Source organism: Paenibacillus darwinianus, assembly GCF_000598065.1.
GTDB classification, from domain to species: domain Bacteria; phylum Bacillota; class Bacilli; order Paenibacillales; family Paenibacillaceae; genus Paenibacillus_I; species Paenibacillus_I darwinianus.
In genome coordinates, this window is record NZ_KK082141.1 from 19,018 (window position 1) to 39,071 (window position 20,054).

17 protein-coding genes are annotated in these 20,054 nt (G+C 57.0%); 5 read left to right on the forward strand and 12 right to left on the reverse strand.

The features are described 5' to 3' along the window. The first annotated feature begins 29 nt into the window (after positions 1–29). Together BG52_RS04760 and BG52_RS04765 are read left to right on the forward strand one after the other, a co-directional pair. A complete protein-coding gene (locus BG52_RS04760) occupies positions 30–1,394 on the forward strand; it encodes a cytochrome ubiquinol oxidase subunit I (protein ID WP_051587608.1) in 1,365 nt (454 codons plus the stop codon). After that, positions 1,387–2,412, forward strand: a complete 1,026-nt coding sequence (locus BG52_RS04765) for a cytochrome d ubiquinol oxidase subunit II (protein ID WP_036580351.1) — start codon at positions 1,387–1,389, stop codon at positions 2,410–2,412. Before BG52_RS04760 ends, BG52_RS04765 begins: the two co-directional genes overlap by 8 nt. A 314-nt stretch (positions 2,413–2,726) precedes the next feature. On the opposite strand, the gene BG52_RS04770 is transcribed toward BG52_RS04765, so the two are convergent. The 3 genes from BG52_RS04770 to BG52_RS04780 form a co-directional block, all read right to left on the reverse strand. Beyond that, entirely contained in the window at positions 2,727–3,338 is a 612-nt protein-coding gene (locus tag BG52_RS04770) for an alpha/beta hydrolase (RefSeq protein WP_036580350.1), read from the reverse strand. After that, a complete protein-coding gene (locus tag BG52_RS04775; protein ID WP_036580348.1) occupies positions 3,335–4,285 on the reverse strand; it encodes a ring-cleaving dioxygenase in 951 nt (316 codons plus the stop codon). Before BG52_RS04775 ends, BG52_RS04770 begins: the two co-directional genes overlap by 4 nt. A 61-nt stretch (positions 4,286–4,346) precedes the next feature. Next, complete coding sequence (locus BG52_RS04780) at positions 4,347–4,793, reverse strand: MarR family winged helix-turn-helix transcriptional regulator (RefSeq protein ID WP_036580345.1); 447 nt, start codon at positions 4,791–4,793, stop codon at positions 4,347–4,349. A gap of 163 nt (positions 4,794–4,956) precedes the next feature. Here BG52_RS04780 and BG52_RS04785 point away from each other — a divergent pair, with 163 nt between their 5' ends. Next, on the forward strand, positions 4,957–5,937 hold the full coding sequence (locus tag BG52_RS04785; protein WP_036580344.1) for a hypothetical protein: 981 nt from the start codon (positions 4,957–4,959) through the stop codon (positions 5,935–5,937). Positions 5,938–6,017: 80 nt separating this feature from the next. On the opposite strand, the gene BG52_RS04790 is transcribed toward BG52_RS04785, so the two are convergent. The 4 genes from BG52_RS04790 to BG52_RS04805 all read right to left on the reverse strand — a co-directional run bounded on the left by BG52_RS04790 (position 6,018) and on the right by BG52_RS04805 (position 10,176). Continuing rightward, positions 6,018–6,935, reverse strand: a complete 918-nt coding sequence (locus BG52_RS04790) for a malic enzyme-like NAD(P)-binding protein (protein ID WP_036580342.1) — start codon at positions 6,933–6,935, stop codon at positions 6,018–6,020. A gap of 38 nt (positions 6,936–6,973) precedes the next feature. Further along, positions 6,974–8,500, reverse strand: coding sequence for a tripartite tricarboxylate transporter permease (locus BG52_RS04795; RefSeq protein ID WP_036580340.1), 1,527 nt, complete (start codon positions 8,498–8,500; stop codon positions 6,974–6,976). Positions 8,501–8,518: 18 nt separating this feature from the next. Next, complete coding sequence (locus BG52_RS04800; RefSeq protein ID WP_036666900.1) at positions 8,519–8,977, reverse strand: tripartite tricarboxylate transporter TctB family protein; 459 nt, start codon at positions 8,975–8,977, stop codon at positions 8,519–8,521. Between the two features lie 95 nt (positions 8,978–9,072). Further along, entirely contained in the window at positions 9,073–10,176 is a 1,104-nt protein-coding gene (locus BG52_RS04805) for a Bug family tripartite tricarboxylate transporter substrate binding protein (protein WP_036580334.1), read from the reverse strand. Positions 10,177–10,352: 176 nt separating this feature from the next. Here BG52_RS04805 and BG52_RS04810 point away from each other — a divergent pair, with 176 nt between their 5' ends. Next, positions 10,353–11,942: an ATP-binding protein gene (locus BG52_RS04810; RefSeq protein WP_036580332.1), complete on the forward strand. Its 1,590-nt coding sequence runs from the start codon at positions 10,353–10,355 to the stop codon at positions 11,940–11,942. After that, the gene (locus tag BG52_RS04815) at positions 11,939–12,637 is read left to right on the forward strand and encodes a response regulator (RefSeq protein WP_036580330.1); all 699 of its coding nucleotides are present in this window, start codon (positions 11,939–11,941) and stop codon (positions 12,635–12,637) included. Before BG52_RS04810 ends, BG52_RS04815 begins: the two co-directional genes overlap by 4 nt. Before the next feature lie 5 nt (positions 12,638–12,642). Here the strand turns inward: BG52_RS04815 and BG52_RS04820 are convergent, their stop codons facing one another. The 5 genes from BG52_RS04820 to BG52_RS04840 all read right to left on the reverse strand — a co-directional run. Further along, a complete protein-coding gene (locus BG52_RS04820) occupies positions 12,643–13,884 on the reverse strand; it encodes a DUF445 domain-containing protein (RefSeq protein ID WP_036580327.1) in 1,242 nt (413 codons plus the stop codon). 274 nt (positions 13,885–14,158) lie between these two features. Then, positions 14,159–15,781, reverse strand: a complete 1,623-nt coding sequence (locus BG52_RS04825) for a response regulator transcription factor (RefSeq protein ID WP_036580325.1) — start codon at positions 15,779–15,781, stop codon at positions 14,159–14,161. Between the two features lie 15 nt (positions 15,782–15,796). Continuing rightward, entirely contained in the window at positions 15,797–17,590 is a 1,794-nt protein-coding gene (locus BG52_RS04830) for a cache domain-containing sensor histidine kinase (protein ID WP_051587606.1), read from the reverse strand. A gap of 10 nt (positions 17,591–17,600) precedes the next feature. After that, positions 17,601–18,902: an ABC transporter substrate-binding protein gene (locus tag BG52_RS04835; protein ID WP_036580324.1), complete on the reverse strand. Its 1,302-nt coding sequence runs from the start codon at positions 18,900–18,902 to the stop codon at positions 17,601–17,603. 56 nt (positions 18,903–18,958) lie between these two features. Next, positions 18,959–20,054 (reverse strand): family 43 glycosylhydrolase (locus BG52_RS04840; protein ID WP_036666902.1); only part of this gene is annotated, 1,096 nt, incomplete at its 5' end.

Consider the following 20,054-nt stretch of genomic DNA (forward strand, 5'->3'; position numbering starts at 1 on the left):
TGACTCGGTGCAGAAAGGATGCGTCAAGCTTGGACACAGTTGTGCTTGCCCGTGCCCTCTTCGGCTCTTCTATGGCGTTTCACATCATTTTTGCGACGCTTGGCGTAGGGGTGCCGTTTATGGTCGTGTTCGCGGAAGTGCTGTATCAAATAACGAAAAACAACCATTATGCGATTCTGGCCAAAAGGTGGACCAAAGGCTTTGCCATCATTCTCGGCGTGGCGATTCCTTCCGGCACCTTGGTCGGTGTCATGCTCTCGCTGCTGTTCCCGGGCTTCATGGAAATCGTCGGCCAGGTCATTGCCCTGCCGTTCCAGGTGGAGATCTGGGCTTTTCTGCTTGAGGCGTTATTCATGTCGATCTACGTCTACGCGGCTGACCGCCTCTCGCCGACCATGCGGATCATCAGCGTGTTTTTCGTGGCACTCGGGGCCAGCGCGTCCGCCGTGCTGATCACCGACGCTCATGCCTGGATGAATACGCCCCGCGGCTTCGACCTCGTCGACGACCAAGTGGTGAACGTTGATCCGATCGCCGCGATTCTCAGCCCAAGCTTCTTCACGACCTCATCGCATGTGCTGTTGTCCGCCTATATGACCGGGTCGTTCGTGATTGTGTCGCTTGCCGCTTATAAACTGCTGAAACGCGGTAAAACGAAGGAAGAACGGGATTATCATTACCGCAGCCTGAAGCTGGGACTGATGCTCGGCGGCATTTTCTCCCTGCTGACTGCTGTCAACGGGCATGCCACCGCGCAAATGCTGCACGCGTACAATCCGGAGAAGCTGGCCGCTGCCGAAGGGCTTTTCGAGACGACTTCCCACGCTCCGCTCGCAGTATTCGGAATCGTCGATCCCGTGGCCCAGGAAATCAGAGGCGGCATCGAAATCCCGTGGGCGCTCAGCTTTCTGGCCGGCAATTCGTTCGATACTGTTGTGCGCGGATTGAACGAGTGGCCCGAGGAGCTGTGGCCGCCTCTCTATATCCACACGCTTTTCAATCTCATGGTCGTGATCGGCATGGTGCTGATCGGCCTGTCCTTCGGCGCGCTGGCCTGGCGGTACATATTGAGAAAAGAGCTGCCGCGCTGGTTTCTGCGAATTCTGGTCTGCTCCGGCGCCCTCTCCCTGATCGGCATTGAGACGGGCTGGATTTTCAGTTGCAGCGGCAGGCAGCCGTGGACCATTTATCGTATGCAGCTGACGAGCGAAGCTGCGACCAAGACGAACAATCTCGGTTTTTTGTTTGTGCTTTTCATCACCATTTACGCCGTTCTGCTGGTGTTGACGGCGTTTGTGCTGCGGCTGTATTTCAAACGCCATCCCGTAGCGAAGGATTTGACGACGACGCGAATGGACATTCTCGAGCAGGACGGAGTGGAAACGAATGGATGATCCGACGATTGCCATCCTTCTGGTGTGGGCGCTGCTGTTCGTTTATTCGATTCTAGGGTCGATCGATTTCGGAGCCGGCTTCTGGGGCATGCTGCTCGGCCGAGGCGAGGCTTCCAACGCCGGCGCGCTCGCGAACCGTTTCCTGTCGCCTACCTGGGAAGTCACCAATACGTTTCTCGTTCTGGTCGTCGTGGCGCTCGTCGGATTTTTCCCGTTCGCGGTGTCCATACTCGGCACGGCTTTGCTGCTGCCCGTCGGCCTGGTGCTGTTCCTTCTGCTCATTCGCAGCAGCTTTATGGTCTACGCGTACTCGGCGAGGAAATACGGCCGGCTGCTGAGCATCGTGTCGGGCGCGACCGGCCTGCTTATCCCCGGCTTGCTGATCAGCGTATTGCCGATCTCGCTCGGCGGCTTCATCGATCTGGAGGGCGGCGTTCCGAAGCTCTATTTCGGCCGGCTGCTGGCTTCCCCCACCCTATGGGCGCATCTCGGATTCGGCCTGTCCTCCGAGCTGTTTCTCTCGTCGCTGTTTCTGGCCGATTACTCACGCGAATCCCGGGACACAAGCGCCTATTTGCTGTACCGGAAAATCGCGCTCTGGCTCGGTCCGTTCACGTTGTTCTTTGCCGTCGTCGCCACCTACACCATGGTTCCCAACGCCAGATGGATCGTGACCGGCATCGAAACGAATCTGGCCTGGTTCATTTTCTCCATCGTCGCCTTTATAATCGGCTATTGCACCCTGCTGTGGGCCAACACAGACGGCCGGTCGGGACTGCCCCGCGTCGCGTTCACGGCGATTATCGTCCAGTATGCGCTGGCCAGCATCGGCTACGGCCTGGCTCATCTTCCCTACTTGATCCATCCCTATCTCACCATCCAGGAGGGCTTCACGAATCCTAACCAATTCCAGGCGCTCCTGATCGCCTATGCCGCAGGGATCCTGATTCTAGGACCGGCTTTTTACTACTTCTGGAAGCTCTTTCTGAAGGATAAAAGGTACCTGCGCCACGAATAATTGCGCCGAGCCTGCCGACGCGACGCAGCCGTACGTCCGCAGACAACAAGCCGGGAAGCAGAGAAATGTCTGCGGCCCGGCTTGTTGTCTGCGGCTTTTCGTTCAACTATTCAACGCCTTCTGAATGTTCGTCATATCGACCTGAAGCTGCTCGGCGACGTTGTACGGGTGATACAAGCCCCGCTGCATCAACTACGCAGTGATCACGCCATGGGTAGCAATCGCACCCTGCAGATGCGTATGCATCACGGCCTTGATCTCCGGCGTGACGGATTCCGTTACGGCCTCAAGCGTTTCATGCAGCGCATAGCCCCTTAATCCGTGAATGTTTGCCGGTACCAGGCGGCGGCCGCATCGACCTCGGACGCCGTCAATTGATGCCCGAAACTTTCCCAATGAAGCATGACATCGGCGCCCGCTTCGCTCAACTGCCTGTTCAGCTCCTCCGACTCCTGCGGGGAACAAAGCGGATCGTTCCGCCCTGCGCCGATAAATACGGGCACTGCCGACAAATCGGGGAGCTCAATCCCTCTTCTCGGCACCATCGGATGATGGAGGATGGCCCCTCTAAGCGCGTCTTTATAATGATAGAGCAGACTGCCGGCGATATTCGCCCCGTTGGAGTAACCGACGGCCACCAGATTGCCGCGGTCGAACCCGTACTCGGCGGCGGCTTCATACAGGTAGTCGTTCACTTCCTTCGTTCGGAAGATAAGATCCTCAATATCGAACACGCCTTCCGCAAGCCGCCGGAAAAAGCGCGGCATGCCGTTCTCGAGCACATTGCCCCGCAGGCTGAGTACCGAGGAATCCGGCGATATCCGTTCCGCCAGCGGCAGCAGATCACGTTCCGTACCGCCGGTGCCGTGGAAAAGCACAAGCGTAGGTGCCTGCGGATCGTTACCTTTTACAAATAAATATTTCATCGTTCCCCCTCCTTGATTTCACGTACCCGGATTGGCAACAAATTCGCCTCGATCCGCTCGCGATGCGGCTCGAACCATTCGGGAAGCATCAGCTTGGCTCCAAGCGAATCCGCTTTCTCGTCATTCGCAAAGCCAGGCGGATCGGTTGCGATTTCGAAAAGGATGCCTCCGCCCTCGCGGAAATAGATCGCGTTGAAGTACTGCCTGTCGATGATCGGTGTTGGCTCATATCCGTTCTGCGCCACTTCGTTTCTCCATGCCTCATGTTGTTCGAAATCCTGCGCCCTCCAGGCGATATGGTGAACGGTACCGGCTCCGCCTGCGCCCCATTCCATGTCGGAAAGCGGCACGTCGATCAGGTTGCCCAGCTCTCCTGCGGCTCTGAATCGTGCGTAGCCGGCATCCTCGCCCACCTTCACCAGGCCGAGCACGTCCTCCAACGCCTGTCTCGTCCGCTCCGAATGCGCGCTGAACAGCACCGCTCCGCCAAAGCCCTTGATCGCCTTATCTGCCGGAATGCCGTCGAACGACCAGGTGCTGCCCGCTCCTTCCTCCCGCTCGACGAGCTCAAGGCGCAGCCCTTCGTTGTCTGCGAGCTGGAGATACAACTCCGAGAATCGGGACGATTTCATCACTGAAATGCCGAGCGATTGCAATCGTTCTTCCCAGAACCCGAGCGTGCCCGGCGGTACTGCGTAAGTGGTAATCCCGACCTGTCCTCCGCCGACCCGACCCCTTCGCGAATCCGGCCAAGGGAAAAAGGTGATGATCGTTCCCGGGCTTCCGGCTTCATTGCCGAAATAGAGATGATAAATTTCCGGAGCGTCGAAATTGATTGTTTGTTTAACCAACCGCAGTCCGAGTATGCCTGCGTAGAAATCGACATTCTCCTGCGGGTTTCGGGCAAACGCGGTAATATGGTGGATACCTGCGGTTTGCATTGCCATCGTTTATCCTCTCCTGTTCGATCGTACGTACCGGTCTGCATGCCGGCCGTCGCTTCATTTATTAACCTTGCTGTCGTTTTCCTAGCTTCTTCAGAAGCGCGGCTGCCGTTTCCTTCTCTTCCGGATCGAGCACGTCCATCATCGAATGGACGAGCTCGGCATGTGCGGGGAAAATGCGTCCGAACCATTCGACGCCGGCGGGCGTGATTTCCGCATAGACCACCCTGCGGTCCTCCTCGCAAGGGACACGCTTCAGCAACCCCTTTCCCTCCAACTTATCGATATTGTACGTAACGCTGCCGCTCGTCACCAAAATTTTCTCGCCAATTTGTTGCAGAGGGATACGTCCCTTATTGTACAGCACCTCAAGAATGGTAAACTCCGACGGTGACAGACCGTACTGCTTCATGTCTTTCACCGTCCGGTCCATCACCGTTCTGTACGCTTTCGAGAGTACGACGAACAATTTAAGCGATGCGGAGCGGTCAGTGTCAGAATCCCGAAGCACGGATAGCTCACTTCCTTTTATATCTCAAATTTAATTATCTTAAATTAAAGATATATGATGAGGCGCGATTCGTCAACTACGGACGCCTTCATTCCCGAAATGATTTCAAGGGGGGATGGACACCCTATAGCTGGCTGCAAATACACCCACTGGAGGCGATGATATGCGGAATATCGAATTGAGGCCGGATCTGCGGACATCGGGGGGTGAAGTGAGCGATATTATGGTCGGCGGCCAGGTTTGCGGTACCCTCACGCTCGTGTATCGGGAAGGCGACCGGGTTGCGGGCGCCGTGCAAATCAAGGAAGAATCGTTGAAGCAGGGTGACAAAGCGCGGGTCGTCTCGTTCCTTCAGAACCATATCCAGTCGTTGGTGCATGCCGTCCGGGCGGAAACATGCGATGTCATTATGACCTACAGCACCTACGATCAGATCGTAACGACCGATTCGGAGATGGAGATGCAGGCCGACAAGGAGCACGCCAGGACGAAGCAAGCGGGTACGGACGCCGAGGCATGGGGCTCCGCCGAATATGAGCTGGTAACCGTCAACGAGACCGGAGACCGGATCGATTATCATATTTATGACGATGAAGGCCGCTGGTTGGCGGAAGCGTCGTTGGATACCGCAAGCCCCGACGTTGAAGGCATCGTTCGTTGGGTATACGAGCCCTCGGACGAAGAAATCGAGATGATTACCGAGCTGCTTGTGTCGGATTTCGATGACACCGCCGTCGACTCCTTATTCATCGACCACCGTTACGAGGACGAGGTGCTGGAAACCGTCGAGCTGACGCATGAGGATCTGCTCGATACGCCTCTGGAATTGATCAGCGACCAAAGCGAGGACGATTATGACGTCATTCTCGCGCGGGACGACAACGATGTGCTGACGTATGAGATTTTCAAACAATCCGCAGGCGGCCTGCCGGTCGGAACGGCTACGGTCGATATCGAAAGCACCCGGCTGACCGGCTTCATCGAATTCAGCGACCGGCACAACATGGAGGACGCCGAGGCGATCACCTCCCTGCTGCTCCGCGAGCTCGACAAGGAGAAAGATTACGACGGTCTTCACCTGTCCTTGATGTACAAGAACGAACGTGTCGACGAGATCGTTGTCGACTACGAACAGGTTCACTGAAGCGGCAAGCCGCATAAATAAATAAGCCGCGCACCACGCGGCTTTATTGCCTTTCAAGCCACAGCCCGACCGGATTGCCGTTAAAAACCAGCTGGCTGACCGACAAGCCGTAATTGCCGGAGTTGTTCAGCACTACGCTGAATGATGTAATGCTCATGCAGCTCCTCACCGCTTACGGTCGACGCGATCGCTTCGGCAGTCGCCAGCTTCATGCGCTCGTTGATCGTGCGCGCGCGGCATTCCAGCGCGCCGCGAAACACGCCCGGAAAGCACAGCACATTGTTGCTCTGATTCGGATAATCGCTGCGCCCGGTAGCCAGCACGCGCACGTACGGCTCCGCCGCTTCCGGGTCGATCTCAGGTTCCGGATTCGCCATCGCGAACACGATCGGATCGCGGGCCATCCGGCGCAAGTCCTCCACCTTCAGCACCCCCGGTCCCGAGACGCCGACGAATACGTCCGCTCCCTCAATGACCGTCGACAGCGGCCCCGTTGCGTGATCGGGATTAGTGCGCTCCGCCAGCCATTGCCACATCGGATTGGCATAAGCAACGCCCGCAGCCAATGCTCCGTCGGTCACAACGGCCACCATGTTGCGCTTGATCGTAAGCGAGAACGCCTTGTCCGGATGTTCCTCTATCGCTTTGCACACTTTGGCGACACCCGGCGTATAGACATGCGACAGATCCTCGCGGTTTTTGATCGGCATTCTCGGCTGCACCTCGATCTTGCCGCCGAGATGAACGAGAAAAGTACGGTCGGATACGTTTACGACCTTTACCCCGGCGAGTGCCCGTACGCGATCCAGCAATGCGGACTGGGTCGAATCGGGCACTTTCACCGTTATATCCCTGACCGAGGAATCACGTCCGGAATGTATGACGTCCGTGGCGATGATGTCGGCTCCGAATTGGCCGATCGCTACCGCCACCTCCCCAAAAGAAATCGTTTCCTTCTTAAGCTCCATCCGAATAATGATGTTTGTGCTGGACGCCATCAATCTTCCTCCCTTCCGCCGCAGCGCGAGACTGCGGATCAGCCTTCTTCATTGATGAGTACTTTTTTGCCGCGCAGCTTAAGCAGCAGCGGCACGACGAGCCAGAGCGCGGCTGCGATCAGGAACACAGCGGAAATGGGCTTGGCAACAAAAATCGAGAAATCACCGTCGGAGCCGGTGAGCGCGCGGCGCATATTGTTTTCAATCATCGGGCCCAACACCAGGCCGAGCACGAGCGGTGCCAGCGGAAAATCGTTCTTGGCGAGAAAATAACCGGCGATGCCGCAGGCGATAAGAAGCATCAGATCAAAAGTGCTGTACTGCACCGCATACACGCCAAACACGGAGATCGCCACGATAATGGGCAGCAAATATTTCGGCGGCGTTTCGATAATTTTGGCGAACAGCTTGACAAGCGGCATATTCAGCACCAGCAGCATCAGGTTGCCGATGAACATGCTCGCGATCAGGCCCCACACCACCTCGGGATGCTCGTCGAACAGCAGCGGGCCCGGCTGCACATTGTACATGATCAGCGCGCCCATCAGAATGGCCGTCGTGCCCGAGCCCGGAATGCCGAGCGTCAGCAGCGGAATCATGGCCCCGCCGGAGGCCGCGTTATTGGCCGATTCCGGCGCCGCGACGCCCTCAATGGCTCCGGTTCCGAACTTCTGCGGATTTTTGCTGATTTTTTTCTCCATAATATAGCTGAAAAAAGAAGCCAGGGTCGCGCCGGCGCCCGGCAGCACGCCGATAAAAAAGCCCAGCAGCGATCCGCGCGCGATCGGTCCCGCGCTGTCCTTCAAATCCTGCCGGGTCGGCAGGATTCGTCCTACCCGCGCAATGGTGCCGACCGCATATTCACGGCCGATAATCGTTTTGAATACCTCGCCGAGCGCAAACAGGCCGACAGCGATCGTCAGAAACTCCAGACCCGAGTACAGAACGGCTAGCCCGTAGGTGAAACGCGCGACGCCGGATACGTTATCCATGCCGATCGTGGCGAGCAGCAGCCCGAATACCGTCATCATCAACGCTTTCGTCATCGATTTGCCCGCCAGGCCGCTGACGGCGGCAAGGCCAAGCAGCATGAGCGAGAAATATTCGGCCGGTCCGAACTTGACGGCCACATTCGACAACGGCTCGGCGACCAACACCAGCGCGATTAACGCGATAATGCCGGCTACGAATGAGCCGATCGCGGATATCGACAAGGCCGCGCCGGCGCGCCCTTGCTTCGCCATCTGATAGCCGTCCAGCGTCGTGACGACCGAGGACGACTCGCCGGGCGTATTCAGCAATATGGAGGTCGTCGAACCCCCGTACATGGCGCCGTAATAAACGCCGGCAAGCAGTATGATGGCGCTCGTCGCCGCTTCTTCCGGGCCTAATCCCCCCGTCATGGTCGACGTAACCGGAATGAGCAGCGCCACGCCGCTCATCGGTCCGATGCCCGGCAGCACGCCGACGGCCGTGCCGATCAGCACGCCGACCAGCGCGAATAGCAAGTTATGCCACCGCAGCGCGGACGCGAATCCGTCAGCGAGAAATTGAATGACTTCCATGTCTCCACCGCCTTCTCTCTATTGCAGCCAGGAAGGGAAGCCGGGAAGCGTCCCTTCCAGAATTTGAACGAATAAGTAGTACACGCCGTATGAGAATGAGGCAGAGACGACGAGCGAAGTCACGAGCTTGCCTCTCTGTATCGTCTGGAAGCAAAACAGCAGGAACAGAAACGTGCCGATCACGTAACCGATGTCCTCCAGATAATACGCATAAAGCGCGCCCGCGCCCGCAATCATCAGAAAACGCTTGTAATCCGGCGTCGTTTTACCGTCACTGTCGCCCTTCGGAGCTTTCATGGCTTCGTAGAACAGCCGTATGCTGAGCAGGACCAGGATCGCGCCCAGACCCATAGGAAAAATGTCCGGACCGACGTTGCTGCCGTATGAGCTTTCGCTGATTTTGCGGCTCTCCCACACGAATGCGATGCCGATCAGAAAAAAAACGATGCTTGCATAGCTGTCAAAACCTCTCATCATTTTCACGCCGCTCCCCCCGTCCTTCTGGAAAAAGGTGACGAAAGGAAGGCATGACGCCTTCCTTCGCCACCTTTTATCCGTATCCCCTGGTATCGTTATTTAGCCATGCCGAGCGCGGTCAACAGGTCCTTGATCAGCACTTCTTGCTCGCCCAGAAAAGCGATGAAATCTTCAGAGCCCTTGAACTCGCTTTCCCAAGCGTTTGCCTGCAGCTCCGCCTTCCATTCTGGCGTGTCGTTCAATGCGGTCAACGTTTGCTGCCAATAGACCAATTCGTTTTCCTTCATTTCCTTGGGTCCGAATACGCCCCGCCAGATCGTAAATTCGGCATCGACGCCCGACTCCTTCAATGTAGGAACGTCCTTCACGTCCCCGCCAAGCCGCTCGGCGGAAGTCACGGCCAATACTTTCACTTTGCCGGCCTTCAAATATTCGGCCACGCTCGAAACGTCGGTCGCAATCACATCCGCATTTCCTCCCAAGAGCGCCGCGACGGCTTCCCCGCCTCCGTCGTACGATACATATTTGACAGCTTTCGGATCGATTCCGAATTTATAAGCCGGTAATACCGCAATGAGGTGATCCATCGAGCCGGGCGCGGAACCGCCGGCAACGGTGAGCTTTTTCGGATCGGCCTTCATGTCGGCGAGTAATGCCTTGATGTCGCTGTAAGGCGAATCGGCACCGACGACGATCGCGCCGAAATCCTTGGTCAGCTGCGCCAAAGGCGTCGAATCCTTATAGCCGAACGGCGAATTGCCTTCTTTCTTCAGGTTGTTGATGAGAATCGGCGGCGAGCTGACGAACAGCTTATAAGGATTTTTCGTCTCCTGGGTTGCATACTCCGCCATGAATACGGCACCCCCGCCGCCCGGCTTGTTCTCGACGGTCATCGTCTGGCCGACCAGCTTCGTCTCGGCCAGCACCTTTGTCAGTGCACGGGCCGTTTTGTCCCATCCGCCGCCGGCTCCCGAAGGAGCGACCACGACGATCGGCTTCTCCGGGTATCCGGATGCGGCGGTTGCCGTCTCCTCCGCCGGCTTCTCGGCGGCGTTGGCGGGCGCATTGGCGGCTTTCTCGCCTCCGGCCGCAGCTTGATTGTTCGACGCGTTGTTTCCTCCGCTCCCGCATGCCGATAACAGTAATGCGACCACGGTAACCACGATGCCCCACGTCCATCTGAATTTGGCTCTTTGCACTTTAGTTCCCCCTTGGTTTTGTGTTATAGTACTTTTGATCAAGGCTGATTGACAGCGCTTACACCATTGCATCTTAACACGCCTGTGAAAGCGCTGCCTAGTTTATGGGCATTAATTGGATATTGGTCATTAAATTGATTTTGTTCATTAAATTCACCGCTTAGAGGTGACCGCTTATGCGGCTTCAAACCAAGCTTGTCTTACTGATGTGCGCAGTGACGTTCACGCTGATTGTGGCCATGTCCGTCACGTTCCAGCATATATGGGCCTCCTCCTACAAAAGCCAGATCGGCTCCAAAGCGCTCAATCTGGCCAAAAGCGTCGCTTCGATTCCCGAGATTAAGGAAGCCTTTGACGATCCGGCGCCCTCTCTGACGATCCAGCCGCTTGTTGAGGAAATCCGCAGACAGACCGACGCGGAATTCATCGTGGTCGGCAACCGGGATGGCATCCGCTATTCCCATCCGATTCCATCCAGAATCGGACAATCCATGGTCGGCGGCGACAATGGGCCCGTGTTTGCCGGGCAATCGATCATTTCCGAGGCGACGGGCACGCTTGGGCTGTCGCTGCGCGGCAAAACGCCCATATACGGTGATCGTGGAGATGTGATCGGCGTCGTCTCGGTCGGTTTCCTGATCGAAGATATCAACAAGGAAGCGTACCGTTTCCGGAACACGATTATCGCCATCGCTTCCGTCGCGCTATTAATCGGGGCGGCCGGGGCCGCGGCCATCGCCAGCAATATCAAACGCTCGATAATGGGACTGGAGCCCGAGGATATCGGCCGGCTGTATCAGGAGAAGGAAGCCGTTCTGGAATCGATACACGAGGGCATTCTCGTCGTCAATCATAAAGCCGTCATTACGCTGGTGAACCAGAATGCGTTAAGCCTGCTTGGAACGGAGCATAAAACCGAGCTGATCGGCCGGCCCGTTCTGAACGTCCTTCCCTATAGCACTCTACCGGATGTGATCCACACCGGGACGGCCGAATTCGACAAGGAAGCCATCCTCGGCGACCATGTCGTGGTGGTCAACCGCCTGCCCGTAAAAAACCGAGACGGCCGAGTGATCGGAGCTGTCGCAAGCTTTCGCAATAAATCCGAATTATATTTGCTTACGCAGCAGCTCTCGCAGTTGAAGCAATATGCGGACGGGCTGCGCGCGCAAACCCATGAATACTCCAACAAGCTTTACACGATTTCCGGACTCATTCAGCTCGAATCCTATCAGGAAGCGATCGACTTCATCACGCGTGAAACGAACAGTCAGAGCGACCTGCTGCATTTCATCGTAAAGGAAATTCCGGATCCGATTATCGGCGGACTGCTCGTCGGCAAAATCAACCGCGCGCAAGAGCTCAAGATCAAGCTGGTAATCGATGAAGAAAGCACGTTCAAGGACGTACCCCCGTCCGTTGACCGCAACCTGCTCGTCACTTTGCTCGGCAACTTGCTCGACAACGCCATGGAAGCGGTGCTGAACAACGAAGGGGAACGGCTTGTCACGATTTTTCTTACGGATCTGGGCCAGGATCTGATTGTGGAAATCGAGGACAACGGCCCCGGCATACCGCCGGAGTGGCTGGACAAGATTTATATCGCGGGCTTCTCTACCAAGGACGGCGAAACACGGGGTTACGGCCTGTCGTTGGTCAAAAGAGCGGTCGATCAGCTAGGCGGCATTCTTGAGCATCACAGTGTCCCCGCCGGAGGAACGAGATTTGCGACGGCGATTCCCAAACGAAGGAGAGATATCGTGTGATACAGGTCATTATCGTCGAGGACGATGTCCGCAACGCGGAAATAAACCGAAGGTTCGTGGAGAAGATCGACGGCTTTCAGACGGTCGGAATTGCGACCGACGGCCGCCAGGCCGTGGAACTGCTCGAGATCGTATCGCCGGATCTGGTGCTGCTCGACCTTTACGTACCGCACGTCAGCGGGTTCGATCTGTTGCGGCATATTAAGCTCAAACATACCCAGACCGACATTATCATGATTACGGCGGCCAAGGAGCTGCAAACGATCCGCGAGGCGATCCATGGGGGCATTTTCGACTATATATTGAAGCCCGTCATATTCGACCGGCTGCGTGAGACGCTGGACAAATACAGAAGTTTCCGGGGCAAAATAAAAGCGCTGGAGCAGGCGGGCGCCGAGACCGCCGTCGACCAGCACAAGATCGACGAGCTGCTCCGGCCCGGAGACGGCGAGAAGCAGCGGCCCTTTTACCCCAAAGGAATCGATCAGCTGACGCTGGACAAGGTTACGGTCTACATGATGCATACGTCGTCGGCGCGCACGGCGGAGCAGGTGAGCGCCGACCTCGGCATCAGCCGTTCGACCTCCCGCCGATACTTGGAATTTCTGGTATCCTCGGGTAAAATGGCGGCCGACTTATCCTACGGATCCGTGGGGCGTCCCGAGCGGGTGTACCGCCAGGCGGCGCGGTGTTAATCGACTCAAAGCAATTGAACAAGCGACAGCAACACGCCGACCGCGAAGCCGCACAAGGCACCGTTCACCCGAATCCACTGCAGGTCCTTCCCTACCTTCTCCTCAAGCATGCGAACCAGGGACGCGTCGTCCATCTGCTCCAGATTATCCTTCACCAGCTGTCCGATCCGGTAATGGTTGCGGTCGATCAGGTCGGTGACGAACGACAGCAGACGTCCATCCCATTCCGCAACCCGCTCCGGGTCGGACGACAAGCCGCGAACGAGCGAGCGATAGGCCGCGAACACGACTCGGCCGCCCTTCGCCTGTTCCTGCTCCAGCTTCTCCAGAAGCAGGCTGCGCGCCTCTTCAAGCAGGTCCAGCATGAAGCTGGCGAATGGTTCGCCGTCCAGCTGCCGGTCGATCCACTCCCGCAGCCGGTTCATGACCGCCTCGTCGCCCGGCAGCATCAACAGCCGTACCCGAATCTCGCGGAGGATCGCCGCGCGTTGCGCATTGTCCGACCGACGCAGATCGCCGAGCGCCGAGATCAGCAGATTTTGCAGAATACCGCCCAGCTTGTCTTCGCTCATGAAACCGGCAAACGCCTGAAAAGCAAATCCCGCGAAACCGCCCACATTCAGCTCGGAGAGCTTATCCGCCGCCAGCTTGCCCAGCATCATGCCAGTTTGCGGTCGGCGAACCCAGGAATGCGCCTCCTCCAGCGCATAATCGAACGCTTTTTCATCATAGCGTTCTTCCATGGCCCGAGTCAGCATACGGTCCGCCGCGAGCCTGAGATCTGCTCTGGCGGCGTAAGCTTGCAGCCCGTTGCGGATGAGCGGCACCAATCGCTCCGCCGGTGCACTTCGCACCAGCTCGATAACAAGCCCAAGCAGCTGCCGCCTTGCCGCACGCTTTTGCAATACCTTCGTGGCCAGCGAAACGGACAGCTGCAGCAGGTTCAGGTTTTTGAGCTTGTTCCCGATGCTTTGCTTATTCAGCAATTCGTTCTCCATCGCCGAGATAAGCGAGCGGATGAGCTTGTCGCGGTTTTTGAGCAGCAGCGAGGTGTGCGGAATTTTCAGGCCGAGCGGATGGCGGAACAGCGCGGTCACGGCGAACCAATCTGCGATCCCGCCGACGAGTCCCGCCTCGAATCCGCCTCTTAGCACGAAGAAAAAGCCCTTATCCGGCAGAAAGAGCGTAATTGCAAATCCGGCTGCCATAACCAGTAATGAAACTGTTGCAATGTTTTTGGTGTTCATGCTAAGCCTCCTGACGGACAGTCATGCAACTTTGGCGGCGTACGAATGTATCGGGGTCTCGCAATTAAAGTCACGCACCGCAAATTTAATATCGTCCGCTTCGGCCGATGTCATCCCCGTCTTCAGTACAAGCAGCGCTTCCGCATGATAAGAGCGGCCTTCCTGTCCTTAATCGTTTCAACCTGATTATTCGACATTACTACGGACTATTCCCCTTTCCGTTCCCAAAATAAACAAGCGAAGGGCATGCCTCTCGCACGCCCTCCGCGATCCGTTAATGCTTTCCGGTCTCCTGCTTGACCCGTTCCCTGTAATCCTTCGGCGTGAAACCGGTCTCGTTCTTAAAGACGCGGTTGAAATGCCGGAGGTTCAAAAAGCCGGTGCCCTCTGCAATGACCGCGATTTTCTCGTCCGTCATCGCGATTCGCCGCTTGGCCTCCGCCACGCGCAGTTCGGTCAGCCGTTCCACGAACGTTGTGCCGGTCCGCTGCTTGAACAGGCTGCTGAAGTAAGCCTGATTCAGAAATACGCGATCCGCCGCTTCCTTCAGCGTTACAGGCTCCCGATAATGGCGCTCCAGATAACGAACCGACTGCTCGATCGGATCGCGCTCGGCATTGCGGCCTCTTGCCGCAATGCCGGCAGTCAGGCGTCCGAGCAGTTTCCGGCATTCCTCCACCAGCTCGTCGATCGCAGAAATCGAGCAGATATCGAACAACAGCGTGCGGATGTCCGTCTGGCGCAGCCACTGCTTCGTGATCCCGAGATCCTCGGCCAGCTCGTAATAATGAATGAGCAGCTTGCAGATTTGCTGGTGAACGGCTTCCGGTGTCTGCGCGATCCGGCATAGATCCTGAATGACCGTCTCCACGATGCTTTTGACCTCGTCCGTTTTTCCTTCATTGATCGCCTGCTCCAGCGCCTCCCACGACCATTTCTTGATACCGGACTTGAACTGGTTTTCCTTGGCGGTCTGCTCGTAATCGAGCACCTTGTCTCCGCCGACGATCAGCCGGTACAGCAAGGCGATTCCCGCCTCATGATAAGCGCGGGGAATCGACTGTGCGCCTTCGACGACGGTGCCGATCCCGATGGTTACCGTAATATTGGAGAGCGAGCGAATTTGCCTGCGGATCGACGCGGCGATCTCGAGCAGCTCGATCTTCGACTCCCGTTCATCGGCAAGGTTCACCAGCGCGACGACTTCGGTGTCTGATATGACGAAGCACAAACCGCTGGCCCGGTTGTCGAGCACTTCCTGCACGAATTGCTGAATATACAGCTGAAAAAGGGACGGATCGGCGTGCGAATAGCGTTCACGGTCAACCGAATCCTTGTCCAGCTTAATGACCAGGCAGGTAAAATACGGTTGGTCGAAGTCGATGCCGATCCGCTGCAAAAGCTTCATATCCTCCGGGTGAACGCTGCCTTGCAGCAGCCCGGAGGCGACATGCTCGGTCACATGCTGACGGATCAGCATGTCCTCGTTCCGTTCCTCCGCCGACACCGGCTCAGGGGTTCGCTGCAGCAGTTCCGCCTTAAGCTGGTCCAGCACGCGTCCCAACTCCTCCCGCTCGACCGGCTTCAGCAAATAATCTTTGGAGCCGTGTCGCATCGATTGCTGCACATAAGCGAAATCCTCATAGCCGCTGATTACGACCGAAGCGATCTCCGGAAAACGCTCCTTGGCGATCTTCTGAAGCTGCAGCCCGTCCATCCGCGGCATGCGGATATCGGTCAGCACGGCGTCCGGGCGCAGCTCCTCCAGACGCTCCAACGCTTCGATGCCGTCCTTGGCGGCGCCCACCACATCCCAGTCCTTGTCCCAAGCGGCGATCATCGACTGCAGGCCCTTGCGAAAAATCGCTTCATCATCGACGATTAATATTTTGGGCATGTCCTCACCTCCACGTCATGCAAGCTTCTCCTGAGGCGGCCTGAACGCCGGAAGCGTTAGAATGGCCTGCAGGCCGCGAAACGGCATGCTCTCAAGCCGCAGGCCGTAAGGCTCCCCGAAATGCAGGATGATCCTGCGATGCACATTCAGCAGGCCGTTGCCCGTTTTGCCGCCCAAATCGTTGTCATGCAGCAGCCGAAATCGGATTTCGTCCAATTGCGTTTCGGTCATGCCGATGCCGTCGTCCTCCACGATGATGGACAGCACGGCTTCCTCTTCCCGGCAGATGAGACGGATTCGCCCATCACCGATGCCTTTGTCCAGTCCGTGGATGATCGCGTTCTCGACGATCGGCTGAATCATGAGCGGTATGACGGCGAAGTCCATCGTGCCCGCGCCGATATCGACGTCAAAGTGCAAACGCTCCCCATAGCGCATTTTCTGGATTGTCATATAGCCTTTTACGTGCTCCATCTCATCCCTTAGCGTAACCAATTCCTTGCGGCTGCTCAGGCTGTAGCGCAAGAGGCGGCTGAGATTGTTGGCCATCGTCACAATCTCGCGGTTGCCTTCCAGCTCAGCATACATGCTGATCGAGCCTAACGTGTTATACAAAAAATGCGGATTGATTTTGCTCTGCAGCGCTGCGATCTGCGCGTCCTTCTCCCGAATTTCCGTTTCATACAGCAAGTAACCGAGTTCGCTTAGCTTTGAAACCATTGTATTGAATGCGTAGCCAAGCCGTCCGATCTCATCGCGGTTCGCAACCGGGAACGACACTTGCAGGTCGCCCTGTTCCACCTTCCGCATCAGCCGGCTCAGCTTGCGCAAAGGCTTCGTGATCCGGAATGCGATAAAGACCGACGTCAGCATGGCAAGCCCGATACAGATTGCGCCGATCAGAGCGATGGAGTTGCGGACGCGGTCGCTGGCCTTCATCAGCTCGTCAACGGGTACCGTGCTGACGGTGGTCCAGCCGGTTACCTTCGATGTAAAGTAAGCAATCAGCAAATCTCCGCCGTTCTCACGCATTTGCGTTATCCCTTCGCCCTGGAGTGGCCATGGCTGATCGGGATATTCGTAGCCTTCCTTGCGCAGCACAAGGTTGCCGCTGCGGTCCAGAATCGACAACGATTCGCGGTTTCCCATATTGACCTGGGTCAATATGCCGCGTACCGATGCCGGATCGATATCAATTACGATGTAGCCTAACGTTTGCCCAGTGTCGAAGCTTTTGAGCTCACGCGCAATCGAGAAAACCTCATAGCTCATGCCGCTTGTCGATTTGACCTCGTGTGTCGTAATGAAGATCGGCTGGCCGAAAAGGCCTTTGGCTTGCTTCAGCCATTCGGCGCTTTCATCGAGCTTGTAAGTAGTGACATACTGGCTCTCCGGCAGCACGACGTACGACGCTCCACGCTCGCCGTACAGCGAGACGCCCATGATGTCGACCCGGCCGTTAATAAACACCTGAGATACGAAGCTGTTGAGCTCATCGATTTCTTTCAGCGTCAGGGGCTGGCCGGGTTTCCGCTCCGAACGGAGGTAGGCGAGAATTTCATTATATTGGTAGGGCATCAGCGTCAGGCGGTTCAGCTCATTCATATACGTATCGATGTTAAGGGTGACCTGCTTCAAGGTTTGCAACTGGTAGCCGCCGACGTTTTTTTCCATCGTGCCCTGAAAGCTGGTGAACGTGAACACGCCCATGGCGACCAAAGGAACGACCACGAGCAGACAGTTGATCCAAATCAGCTTGCGCGCAAGCTCTTGGTTTTTGAACCATTGCGTTACGTTGCGAATACTCATGGCTTCACCTTCACGAAGTCAATTCGGCGTCGATCAGTCGGGCCGCTTTGCGGAGCGTCTGCTCCGGCGTCTGTTGACCGTAGTTCATGCGCTCAAATTCCTTGATCAGAATTTCGACGATCGACCATTGCTTCACATGCCTCGGCCAATAGGCGACATAATTGGCGGTCGCCGCGTAATCGCTGCGGAATTTCAGCTTGCGGAACTCATCGCTCAGCACCGCTTTGGTCATGCTGGGCACGTGTCCGGCTTTGGCCCACAGCTCGCTATTATCCACCATCCACTTGGCAAAAGTCATCACCGCCTTGCGCTGCTCGCTCGACATGCTGCGGTTGGCCGGAATCGTCAGCGTATGGGAATCCCCCCACACGGCGGGCCGATCATAGAAAACGGGCACCGGCACCACGCCGAAGTCGAGACCTTCGGCATTCTCGAATGCGCCCGTTCCCCACATGCCGGTAATGAGCACCGCTGCCTTGCCGTCATAGAACAGCTTGAACGCATCATTGATGTCGGGCGGGATCAGCTTGGACCGGTAAAGCCCGTTTACATATTTCAAGGCCTCAAGCGCCTTGGCATTGTCGATAACGGTTCGGGAGGCGTCCTCGTTGTAGAAAGAGCCCCCGCCCTTCATCTGATTGTATAAGCTCCACCACAGCCATACGGAATCGATCCGCGTGCTCGGCTGCGCCATCGGGGCCGTATCGGCGGGGATGGCGGACCGGATTTTTTCGAGGAACTCGATATAGCCCTTCGCGCCCGCTCCGATTACCGGTTTGTCGTCCGGACCGAGCAGCCCCGCCTGACGGAGAAGCGTTTTGTTGTAGTACATGACTAGCGCATGCGTATCGAGGGGAACCGCATAAGGCTGCCCGTCGAATACCGTAGATTTGAGAATATTCGGATTGAAGGCCGTCCAGTCCAGACCAATATCGGTCGCGGGCTTCTCCAGATTCTCGATATAGCCGTTCTGCACGAACTGGGGAAGGCTCGTCGTATGGATGACCGCGACATCCGGCGCATTGCCGGCCAGAATCGCCGTGCGAAGCCTCGAGTAATAATCGTCCAGACGCGAGTTCGTCTGTACGATCCGGATATTGTCATGCTCCTTGTTGAAACGGCTTATCATTTCGGTCATAAACCGGTTGTCGCCGCCGCTGAACGGTGTCCAATATTCAAGCCGTATGACCGGCGCGTCGGCGGCCGCCGGGGGAGCTTCGGGGCCGCGGCCGACGCAGCCCCCAAGCGCGAGAATAAGCACCGCAATCGCCAAGCCTGACTTCATTGTTCGGAATGCCCGTTTCTTTCCCATACGTGACTGCCCCCAATGTGCCGTATCGCTTACCGCTTACATTTTAACACTATCCACTATCGCACGATATCCAAATAGTCTATAGCAAGCGCGCCCTTCGTTTCCAGCGTAAGCTCAAACACGCCTGCAGGCAGCATTATTACCGCTTCTATTAGAGCAAACGCGTTGCGGTCGGTGGCCGGAATGGTCACGGTTTTCTTCACGCCGTCACTCGTCCGAATGGTGATTTTCTGCTCCCTGCCCGCTGAGTTGTCTGCCGCAATCCGAACGGTGTATGCGCCTTTGACGGGCACCAGCAGATTCGGGAAAGAGATGAGCGCCTCCTCGCCCTCATTTGTCCGCATAATGCCGCCCGCCGACGCGAACGGATTTCCCTCCGCCTGCGGACCGCCTTCGCCCTGGCCGCTCTCCGCTTCGACACGCGAAATTTCCACCGCCTCAATTTGCCAGCCTTCCGTCGCCGCAGGGAAGGAAATGGCATTATCGGAAGCCGTCAACTTTACGGTCGTATACCCATATCCCGATTGATCGCTATCTGTTTTCGCCAGCCCGATCTCTCCTGCCGCTTGACCGTTTACGAGCATATCGGCCTTCTTAGCCGAGCCGCTCGTGTTGCGGTAGCGGATGAGCAACGGCGCTTCACTGTCGATGGAGGACGGAATATGCTCGAACGTCATACGCCCGTTCTCGATGGCGGCGCTAGCCGCTTCAAACACCCCAGCCCCGGAAGGAACGCCTATGGCGGTGTCCAGCGACAGCGGACCGCCGAATTGCGGCATGCCGTCCGCTCCCCAAATAACGCGCTGCGCGCGAGCCTTGCGGTTGTTCCAGCCGTCGCTGATGCCCGAGGTGGCGTGATAGACGATCCAATCCTCGGTGCCGTCGGGCGACGGGACGAAAGAGTTGTGGCCCGGTCCGAACACGCCCGCTTCCTCGTCCATCTGCAAGAGCGGTTCTAGGGACTTTGTCCAATCGGCTGCGGCGAGCGGATCGCCGCCAGCCTTGAGCGACAGCATGCCCAGGCTGTAGAAGGGCGTCCAGCTGCCCGCGCCGGAATAGACGAGGAACACGTTGCCGTCCTTCTTCAGTATCGACTGACCTTCGTTAATATAAGGCGGGCCGCCAGCCTTCTCCCATTCCAGATCCGGCTGC